6 protein-coding genes are annotated in these 3,256 nt (G+C 70.9%); 1 reads left to right on the top strand and 5 read right to left on the bottom strand.

Translation table 11 applies throughout. From position 1 onward, the window contains the following. Positions 1-100, bottom strand: a 100-nt coding sequence (locus tag AB0I73_RS40825) for a biotin carboxylase N-terminal domain-containing protein (RefSeq protein WP_157847070.1), incomplete at its 3' end; no start/stop codon positions are given. A gap of 364 nt (positions 101-464) precedes the next feature. Between AB0I73_RS40825 and AB0I73_RS40820 the strand changes: the two genes are divergently transcribed. Beyond that, positions 465-938, top strand: a complete 474-nt coding sequence (locus AB0I73_RS40820) for a hypothetical protein (RefSeq protein ID WP_363045441.1) — start codon at positions 465-467, stop codon at positions 936-938. On the opposite strand, the gene AB0I73_RS40815 is transcribed toward AB0I73_RS40820, so the two are convergent. The 4 genes from AB0I73_RS40815 to AB0I73_RS40800 all read right to left on the bottom strand — a co-directional run. Beyond that, entirely contained in the window at positions 907-1,533 is a 627-nt protein-coding gene (locus AB0I73_RS40815) for a nucleoside triphosphate pyrophosphatase (RefSeq protein WP_363045440.1), read from the bottom strand. The two genes, AB0I73_RS40820 and AB0I73_RS40815, sit on opposite strands and share 32 nt — an antisense overlap. Before the next feature lie 31 nt (positions 1,534-1,564). Continuing rightward, positions 1,565-1,693, bottom strand: coding sequence for a hypothetical protein (locus AB0I73_RS40810; protein WP_109381152.1), 129 nt, complete (start codon positions 1,691-1,693; stop codon positions 1,565-1,567). Positions 1,694-1,785: 92 nt separating this feature from the next. Further along, the gene (locus AB0I73_RS40805; RefSeq protein ID WP_363045439.1) at positions 1,786-1,995 is read right to left on the bottom strand and encodes an acyl-CoA carboxylase subunit epsilon; all 210 of its coding nucleotides are present in this window, start codon (positions 1,993-1,995) and stop codon (positions 1,786-1,788) included. Between the two features lie 13 nt (positions 1,996-2,008). Then, a partial coding sequence (locus AB0I73_RS40800; RefSeq protein WP_363045438.1) for an acyl-CoA carboxylase subunit beta occupies positions 2,009-3,256 on the bottom strand: 1,248 nt, incomplete at its 5' end.

The following is a 3,256-nucleotide window of genomic DNA, read 5'->3' as shown; positions in this document are numbered from 1 at the left end:
GGTCGGCGTAGACGGCGACGCTCGCGATGCCGGCATCCCGGCAGGCCCGGGCCACGCGGACAGCGATTTCGCCACGGTTGGCGATGAGCACCTTGCGCACGATTGAGGCTCCCTCCTTGAAACAAGCCGAGTTTAGGGACTGCTGACACGGCACTACGACCCGTCCCCATTGGTGAGCTTGCCCACACGGAGCGTGATCCGAGGCTCGCTCGACCCGCGAAATCCCATGTCGCACCTTGGTACGCAAGACTCCTTCGGGAAACCCTAGCCTTCTCATGTGGTCAAGGTCTCTGTGAGAGCGTGCTGCGGCCCACCACGTTTTTTTGTCGAGTCCCTACGAATGGCCCAATGGTTCTCTGCCCTTCGCGGGACCCTTGTCCCTGGCTTTACTTGTCAGTAACGTTCGCGCTGTCTTGAACGTACTCGGGGTAACCACAGTCGTGCTCGAAAGTGGGTGGGGGCCGGTGGTCCGCAGACCGGTGGCGTGGATCGTGGCACTCGTGCTCTTCGTCGAGGCGCTCGGCATCGGGGCGGTGAACTGGTTCCTCGGGGTCGTCGTCGACCGGCAGCACATGTCACTGGCCGGCCTCGACCCGCACGTGATGTCGGTGTCCTCGAAGGCCGGCGGCCTCGCCTTCGGGCTCTACTTCGCGCTGTGCGGCCTCGTCGCGCTGCTGGCCGCCCTGCGTGACCGCGCACCCGCCGGACCGGGCAGGGTGCTGCTGATCAGCGCCGCCGTGGTGCACGCGCTGCTCGGCGCGTTCGGGTGGGGCCTGGTCGGCCCGCACGCCTTCCTGTACATGGTGGTGGTGCTGGGCCTCATCGTCCTGCTGCTGATGACGCACGACCGCCCGGACGATCCCGCCGCCCCCGTGCCCGCCGACCCCGCGCCCGGCGGGGCCCCGCTCACGCCTCCGGCGGCGCCCACAGCTCCGTGATGCCGACGCCCAGCTCGGCCAGCAGGCGCCGCACCAGCGGCAGACTGATGCCGATGACGTTCCCGTGGTCGCCGTCGATGCCGTCGATGAACGGGGCCGAGCGGCCGTCCAGGGTGAACGCCCCCGCGACCCGGAGCGGTTCGCCGGACGCGACGTAGGCGGCGATCTCCTCGTCCGTGGGCTCGCCGAAACGGACCACGGTGGACGCGGTGGCGGAGGCGTACCGCCTGCCCTCGGCGAGGGTGTCGTAGACGCAGTGGCCGGTCTGGAGGATGCCCGCACGGCCCCGCATCGCCTTCCAGCGAGCGGTGGCCTCCTCGGCGTCCCTGGGCTTGCCGAGGGCCCGGCCGTCCAGTTCGAGCACCGAGTCGCAGCCGATCACCAGTGCGCCCTTGATCTCGGGCTTCGCGGCGACGACGGACGCCTTCGCCTCGGCGAGGGCGAGTGCCAGTTCGGCCGGGGTGGGTGCGGTGACGGCGTCCTCGTCGACACCGCTGACGACCACCTCGGGGTCGAGTCCGGCCTGGCGGAGCAGCCCGAGCCGGGCGGGGGACTGGGAGGCGAGCACGAGCCGACGGCGGGGCTGATCTGTCATGCGGTCAGCGTATCGGCGTGGACCGGATGCCTCACCTCACCCCGATCACGAGCATCGCGAGCACCATGGCCAGCGCCACGAGAACGCTCAGCCGCCGCAGCATGTCCTGCGTGTCCCGCAGTTCCTTGGGCGGCTCGTTCTCGGGGTCGGACCACAGCATGCCTTCCATGCTCCGGCGACGACCCCCGGGGCGCCTGAGTACGCGTACTCAACTTCCCCGGGAGTCACCGCCGGCCGGCACGTCGGACAGGCCTACCCGCCCGGCCAGTACGTTCGTGACCAGGCCGTCGGCCCCGGCTGGGGCAGGTGGCGGGCGGCGATGCGGGACGGGTCGGACCAGGAGTCGCGGGGGGCGTCCGCGCCGGACGGCGTGGCGGACGCCGCCGCGGCGCGGACGCGGACCACCGCCAGTGCGGCGGCGAGCTCCTCCGGGGTGGGATTGCCCCGTACGACCTTGATCACAGCGGCTCCTGGGCTAGAGGGGGATGTTGCCGTGCTTCTTCGGCGGCAGGGACTCCCGCTTGGTGCGCAGCTGACGCAGCCCGCGCACGATGTGCCGGCGGGTCTCGGACGGCATGATCACCGCGTCGACGTAGCCGCGCTCGGCCGCGGTGTACGGGTTGAGCAGGGCGTCCTCGTACTCCTGGATCAGCCGGGCGCGCACCGCCTCGACGTCCTCGCCGGCCGCCTGGGCCTCGGCCAGGGCGCGCCGGTGCAGGATGTTGACCGCGCCCTGCGCGCCCATCACCGCGATCTGCGCGGTCGGCCAGGCCAGGTTCACATCGGCGCCCAGGTGCTTGGAGCCCATCACGTCGTAGGCGCCGCCGAACGCCTTGCGGGTGATCACCGTGATCAGCGGCACCGTGGCCTCCGCGTAGGCGTAGATCAGCTTGGCGCCGCGGCGGATGATGCCCTCGTGCTCCTGGCCCACCCCGGGCAAGAAGCCGGGCACGTCCACGAAGGTGAGCACCGGCACGTTGAAGGCGTCGCAGGTGCGCACGAACCGGGCCGCCTTCTCGGAGGCGGCGATGTCCAGGCAGCCGGCCAGCTGCAGCGGCTGGTTGGCCACGATGCCCACCGGGCGGCCCTCGACGCGGCCGTAGCCGGTGAGGATGTTCGGCGCGAACAGCGGCTGCGTCTCCAGGAACTCGCCGTCGTCCAGCACGTGCTCGAGCACCGTGTGCATGTCGTAGGGCTGGTTCGCGCTGTCCGGGACCAGCGCGTCCAGCTCCAGGTCGGCCTCGGTGACGGCCAGGTCGGCCGCCTCCGGGTAGGCCGGCGGCTCGGCGAGGTTGTTGGACGGCAGGTAGGACAGCAGCTGGCGGACGTAGTCCAGGGCGTCCTTCTCGTCGCCGGCCAGGTGGTGGGCCACCCCGGAGGCGGTGTTGTGGGTGCGCGCCCCGCCCAGCTCCTCGAAGCCGACGTCCTCGCCGGTGACCGTCTTGATCACGTCCGGGCCGGTGATGAACATGTGGCTGGTCCGGTCGACCATCACGGTGAAGTCGGTGATCGCCGGGGAGTAGACCGCGCCGCCCGCGCACGGGCCCAGCACCAGGGAGATCTGCGGGATCACCCCGGAGGCGTGGGTGTTGCGGCGGAAGATCTCGCCGTAGGCGCCCAGCGAGGCCACCCCCTCCTGGATGCGGGCGCCGCCGGAGTCGTTGATGCCGATGATCGGGCAGCCGGTCTTCAGCGCGAAGTCCATCACCTTGACGATCTTCTG

This window comes from Streptomyces sp. NPDC050388 (assembly GCF_040655635.1).
In the GTDB taxonomy this organism is placed as follows: Bacteria; Actinomycetota; Actinomycetes; order Streptomycetales; family Streptomycetaceae; genus Streptomyces.
Note: the sequence above shows the minus strand (reverse complement) of the source record. Positions and strands in the feature narration are given on the sequence as shown.